Source organism: Pontibacter virosus, assembly GCF_003096355.1.
GTDB classification, from domain to species: domain Bacteria; phylum Bacteroidota; class Bacteroidia; order Cytophagales; family Hymenobacteraceae; genus Pontibacter; species Pontibacter virosus.
In genome coordinates, this window is the sequence record NZ_QEKI01000030.1 from 1 (window position 1) to 5,388 (window position 5,388).

General features: G+C 41.3%; 7 protein-coding genes. 1 reads left to right on the forward strand and 6 read right to left on the reverse strand.

The window, feature by feature from the left end:
• Nucleotides 1–816 (forward strand): IS91 family transposase (locus tag C8E01_RS21225; RefSeq protein WP_116545464.1); only part of this gene is annotated, 816 nt, incomplete at its 5' end.
• Between the two features lie 269 nt (nucleotides 817–1,085).
• Here the strand turns inward: C8E01_RS21225 and C8E01_RS21230 are convergent.
• The 6 genes from C8E01_RS21230 to C8E01_RS21260 all read right to left on the reverse strand — a co-directional run bounded on the left by C8E01_RS21230 (nucleotide 1,086) and on the right by C8E01_RS21260 (nucleotide 5,270).
• A complete protein-coding gene (locus tag C8E01_RS21230; protein WP_116545465.1) occupies nucleotides 1,086–1,883 on the reverse strand; it encodes a CPBP family glutamic-type intramembrane protease in 798 nt (265 codons plus the stop codon).
• A 58-nt stretch (nucleotides 1,884–1,941) separates the two neighbouring features.
• Nucleotides 1,942–2,424: a hypothetical protein gene (locus C8E01_RS21235; protein ID WP_116545466.1), complete on the reverse strand. Its 483-nt coding sequence runs from the start codon at nucleotides 2,422–2,424 to the stop codon at nucleotides 1,942–1,944.
• A 454-nt stretch (nucleotides 2,425–2,878) separates the two neighbouring features.
• Complete coding sequence (locus C8E01_RS21245) at nucleotides 2,879–3,553, reverse strand: hypothetical protein (RefSeq protein WP_133242814.1); 675 nt, start codon at nucleotides 3,551–3,553, stop codon at nucleotides 2,879–2,881.
• Nucleotides 3,554–3,628: 75 nt separating this feature from the next.
• Nucleotides 3,629–4,246 (reverse strand): hypothetical protein, encoded by a 618-nt coding sequence (locus tag C8E01_RS21250; protein WP_116545469.1) that lies wholly within the window; start codon nucleotides 4,244–4,246, stop codon nucleotides 3,629–3,631.
• Between the two features lie 65 nt (nucleotides 4,247–4,311).
• Nucleotides 4,312–4,767: a glycosyl-4,4'-diaponeurosporenoate acyltransferase CrtO family protein gene (locus C8E01_RS22215; RefSeq protein WP_116545470.1), complete on the reverse strand. Its 456-nt coding sequence runs from the start codon at nucleotides 4,765–4,767 to the stop codon at nucleotides 4,312–4,314.
• A gap of 59 nt (nucleotides 4,768–4,826) precedes the next feature.
• Entirely contained in the window at nucleotides 4,827–5,270 is a 444-nt protein-coding gene (locus tag C8E01_RS21260; RefSeq protein WP_116545471.1) for a hypothetical protein, read from the reverse strand.
• Nucleotides 5,271–5,388 lie beyond the last annotated feature (118 nt).

Sequence of the window (5,388 nt, forward strand, 5' to 3'; positions counted from 1 at the left end):
GCTATGCATCAGCCCAGGCTCGTCTACGATACCCTCTTCGAGGCCGCCTGGCAGACGCTGCTTGCCTTCGCCAGTGACCGAAAGCACCTGGGGGCAAGGCCGGGCATGGTGGCCGTGCTCCACACCTGGGGACAGACCCTCTCGCTGCACCCGCACCTGCACTGCGTCGTGCCCGGCGGCGGGCTCACCGAGCAGGGCAAATGGAAAGGAGCCCGCGGCAAGGGACGCTACCTCTTCCCGGTCAGGGCCATGAGCCTGGTTTTCCGTGCCAAGTACGTGCAGCTGCTGAGGGAAAAATTGCCCGAGGTGGACAAGGAGCTGATCAGGGCGCTGTTCCAGAAACGGTGGGTGGTGTATGCCAAGCGCCCCTTCTCGGGGCCCGAGCAGGTGGTCGAGTACCTGGGCCGCTACACCCACAAGATCGCCATCTCCAACCACCGTCTCACAGCCGTGGGCGAGCAGTCGGTGAGCTTTGCCTACAGGGACTACCGGCAAGGGGCCCGGAAGCTGGAGATGAAATTGGAGGGAATGGAGTTCATCCGCCGCCTCTCGCTGCACATCCTGCCCCGGGGCTTTGTCCGCATACGCCACTACGGCATTCTGAGCGGCACTAGCAAGGGCACGGCCATTCCCGTGATCCGGGAGCAGATGCCCGGGGAGAAAAGGCGGAAGGCAGAGGTGCGCCAGCTCGAGGAGTACAACCCGCTCGTATGCCCCTGCTGCAAAAAGGAGACGATGGTCACCCTCCAGGTGCTCACCAAGCGGGGGCCGCCACAGGGCCTGAGAACGCAGCGCAGGTACCGGGACTTCGAGTAAGGATACAAAAAAAGCCACCTGAGAAGGTGGCCTGGCGCAGCTATGCCCCTACGGCAGGAAATGCCTTGAAAGGAGCGAAGATCATCTCCCGGAAACAGCAAAAAGTATCTTTCTTTACCCTCCCAGGCCCACGTCCGTTGGGCCGTCAGTAACCAGATAGCCCAAAGAGGTAGTTCAGGGGCAAGCCTCTTCCGACTTAAAACCCATAGCGCGTCGCACGGTTAGTGCAACCGCGGCTTCATTGTCGGCACTCCGTACCCAACGAAGCCTTAGTTGTTAGCCCTTGTTATTTTTATTATTCTGTTACCGAAGATTACCAACGAGAATGCAACTAAGTACCAAATAAATTCGGCTAAAATCACACCCTGCTGTACCAATGGCAAAAATAGGACAATCAGATTCAGAAATAGATGCAACAGAATAACCAGAACTATATTATTAAATAAGATATAAATCCATGAAAGAAGAATTCCGATTGAAAATGCCCAGATATAGAATTCTATATAAACTTGCCCCTGCCTTATATGATCGAAGATATGTCCAAAAGAGAAAATAAAAGATGAAATGATTATAGAAAGCCAAACAGAACCTGATCCGAATGACTTTTTAAACAGTTGAATGAAGGCAGCCAAGAGAAAAAACCTAAAAACAAGTTCTTCAAAGACAGCTCCGAAAAGAAGCTCAAGGAAGTGCCCAAAAAGGATTAACACATCTCCCTGAGTGGTATGTACATACTGAGGAAGCAACAATAAAAATATACATACTGTTGCGGTTAGAATCACGATAACAGCATTTAAATTATTTCTGTATATGTTGCTATTTAAAACTGATACTCCGAAAAGCTTAAACAAAGCCGAATAAAATAATATTGAGTACAGAAAAGCAACCTGACCAGGAGTAATAATTCCACCTGTCCATATTCTAATTTCTTCACTAAACAGAGAAGGAATGAAAAAATTCACAAGAACAAAACTGTTAATCTGTATTATAATCAACAGTAACAAAACTTTCTTCCATGAGATATTGGAAGGAATGTTTTCAAGATAATCACGTAATAGTAATTTCATTTAATAAAGGCTAACGGCTGGTATAAAAAGTTAACAAGGCGTAGCCGAAGTATAGTTTTTATATTTGGTTAGGTGCCGTAGTTTTTTCCTCTATGTTCAGTATCATTTTATGATGTGGTGTGTAGCTTAATATAAGCTCCTTTCCTTTTCCGATATTTTCCAGTAGTGTTTGATTTTCTTCAAAGTCACTTTCTTTGATTTTTAGTCCATTGCTTAATTGATAGAACTTTCCTTCACTGTTGTTTTTGACTCTTTTAACAGTTGCTGCTTGGACAATCTTTGTTCCTTTATTATGGTCTTGCTTCAATCTTGATTTAGGTCGTTCAAATACACTGTACCAGATATATAATGTGAGCAGAATCAACCCCAAAAACATTAATACTACATCTTGAAGTGTAAACCCCATTACAGTATAACCTATTATCGAAGCAAGTACTGACGCCAAAATTCCACCCTTGAGTATTTTAGCTCCAGAAGTTTTATGAAAACTGATTCCCTCTTCAATCAAGATTAATTCTTCTTGTGTAAGTTTTTCTTCCATGATTTTTATGGCACCTAACGGCCGCGTACATAAAGCGAGCAAGGCGTGTCACAGCTTGGTTTATGTGCAGGGTTAGGTAATGTTTTTCTTTACTTTTTTATTTTCAAAAACTAGGTTCGCAAGATACTGGGTTAGCATTAACAGAGGTATAAAGAAAGCCATTGTTAATGTTAAAATTAAACCTTCAATTGGCATTAGATCGAAAAAAATAAGTATAGCTGGTAATGCAAGAACTAGAATAGTAGAAAGTGGATATGCAAAATAACTCCTTAATCTTACTCTACTTAGAATCAGCGAAACAAGGAAAGGTACAGTGAAAAAGAGAATTGCTAAATAAAGGAACATCATACTTTTTTCACTTAATGATTGAAATATTACCTAACGGACTGGTGTAGACGATGTGCAAGGCGTAGCCGAGGCATGAAGTATACACGTGGTTGTACCTTGTTTTTCTTTAAATCATTGACCCAACAAGCCTTTGCTTCAGTCCATCTCTTGTAAAAACCCAGACAAGCTGATAAGCACCTGCCCCATCGCTGTTCCATTGGTAGACGATGTAAGAATCTCCACTTTTATAGACCTTGAAGGTGTTCGTGCATTCATAGATGTCGCTGTAGAGAGGCGTGTTTATTTCAATTTTCTTTCCATCAACTATGGCGTTGACTCCTTTTACTTGTGTTCGTGGGAAGTTTCCGTCCGTTCCCCATACAGGTCTACCTGCAATTGTTTTTACCCATTTCCCATCATGCTTTTCAACAATTCGGTTATTGAGCTTAAAGGGCTCCAGAAGATATTCAAATTTAAAATCTGTTCCCTGGTAGGGCTGTAGTTTGTCCAGCGGCTGGAGCCTTGATTTGTGTATGAATCCTTCGATGTAGTCAGGCTGCGTAGAACTAAAGGAGAAGGCATTAATAGGTATAAAGACAGGAACCCATTCGTCCGTATCATGTCCTTCTTCATAGTGATACCAGAAGGCTTCGTTGCTGTATAGTTTATGGATGATTGGCGCCTGTCCATTCGGGTTTTCCCTGACATTGGTGTAACCATCCTTGTCCTGAATTATAGCTACCTGAGCTGTTGCCATACAAGTCGTAAGATACATGGCTATCAATAATATCAGGTTTTTCATACTTACAAATATGGTACAACGGCTCGTGCATGAGGTGAGCGAGGCTTTCAGCCGAAGCTTTGCACATGTGCTTGGTTAGGCTACGATATTATTCTCTTTTTTGTAGTTTTCTATCCCATCTAAGGCTGCCTGAAACTTAGCCGCAAGCCCATCTTCTATACCATACTCGCTAAACTTCTTTACTGCCCAATCAAAAACAGTAATACCGAATCCTGTTTCTTTATGCACTATGATAGAATGAAAGTATGGGTAAGAGTATAGCCAGTCGAATTCTTGTGACTGCTTAAACAAATAACCTAATGTAGCTCCCAACTCACAAACAGATACTAAGTACTGGTTTGAGAAATCTTCCGTATTACTTTGCTTTATCATTTGCGCAACACTCGCTCTATCATAGAACCTGTCAACTCTATCGAGAACTTCAAGATTCAGACAGTTGGCATTAACGATATTTCTGAAGTCTTGTAGTGCAGCGTCAGTTATTGCTGTGATGTATTCCTTTGCTTCCTGCAATAGATCTTCCTGCAAATACTGTATTTCATCCATATCAAGAGGTTTTCCTTCATAACCCGCTATAACATACATGTCAGGACGAGTCATTTCATTTCTTTCTTCTTCTGGATACCATGGACTTAGAAACTCCTTAAACAGCTTATCACAACTCGGAAGTTTTTTCTTATATAGTCTTAGCATTCTATAATTTTATTGTAGCCTAACGGACTTGGCTTTGCCATGGCGGAGCTATGGTAAAGGTGTGGTTAGCAATTGTATTTCTTTAAAGCTTTACTAATTCTTGATTTATTACTTTGCTGTAAAATAATCGGATAAAAATTTAAAAGTATATTTAATACTGTTCCGACGAACAAAAAAGCTTCATTATTATTGATAAATAAGATTATGAAAACTACTTGGGAGCTTAAGAATCCTACAGAATGACCAATTTCAGAATCAATCATCTTCTTCTTCATTTTGCTCAGGTTATCAAACGTCCCGTTACTTATTCTTATAGTCCGATTTATTTTTCCATAGAAAGTTTTGGTGACGAGGAATTTAAAAAAAGCCAATCCTAAGTAGGTATTCCACTTTTCATTTTTAATTAGAACCTTATTCGATATTGATTTATAGAAAGTCTTATTCTGAATACAATAATTAACAAGCGCACCTAAACCCCAAGAGTTAAGTATTATTAAAAATGCGTATAAGACTATGTTCATATATTGATGCTAACGGTTAATATAAATAACGAGCAAGGCCATCGGCCGTAGCTTAAGATTTATATCTTGTTAGGTGTAGATGTTTTTTCATTTTCCTGATACTCTATATCTACCTTATACCTGGCTTTCTCTTTGTTGAGTATTTTGTATTTTAATCGGTAGTAGATAATTTCTGCACAGACTACATCTTCTTTAAGTCTATACACCAAAGTCAAAGAATCGCCTTTATACACGAGGTCTCCTTCCATGTCAGCACATCCAGACCACGGAAAATCTGCTGTTACATATAATGTATCAGCCTTCTGCTCCTGCTGTATGCTTCCTTTTCCGTAAGTGTAGCTATCTTGTTCTTGCTCTTCGACTGTTAGGTCCCTGAGAAATTCGTTACTGAATGAAATCAGATTCTTGTGGTTTTGCAGATTATTGCCACTTCCGTCTTTTTCTTGGCAAGAGAAACCAAAGAATATAATTGCTGCAACAGCTGTCAACCTAAACCATTTCATTCATTCTATTTTTATCATTTACACCTAACCTTTAGATTAGCCTGATATTATTTTTCTAATACACCCAGCACCCTTTTACCAGGTATAGGAGTACAGCTTTTATACCTTCAGAGCAGCC

Excerpts from the sequence above, each read along its gene's own strand:
- C8E01_RS21245 (WP_133242814.1), bottom strand. The coding sequence starts at position 3,553 with ATGAAAAACCTGATATTATTGATAGCCATGTATCTTACGACTTGTATG.
- C8E01_RS21235 (WP_116545466.1), bottom strand. The coding sequence starts at position 2,424 with ATGGAAGAAAAACTTACACAAGAAGAATTAATCTTGATTGAAGAGGGA.
- C8E01_RS21250 (WP_116545469.1), bottom strand. The coding sequence starts at position 4,246 with ATGCTAAGACTATATAAGAAAAAACTTCCGAGTTGTGATAAGCTGTTT.
- C8E01_RS22215 (WP_116545470.1), bottom strand. The coding sequence starts at position 4,767 with ATGAACATAGTCTTATACGCATTTTTAATAATACTTAACTCTTGGGGT.
- C8E01_RS21230 (WP_116545465.1), bottom strand. The coding sequence starts at position 1,883 with ATGAAATTACTATTACGTGATTATCTTGAAAACATTCCTTCCAATATC.
- C8E01_RS21260 (WP_116545471.1), bottom strand. The coding sequence starts at position 5,270 with ATGAAATGGTTTAGGTTGACAGCTGTTGCAGCAATTATATTCTTTGGT.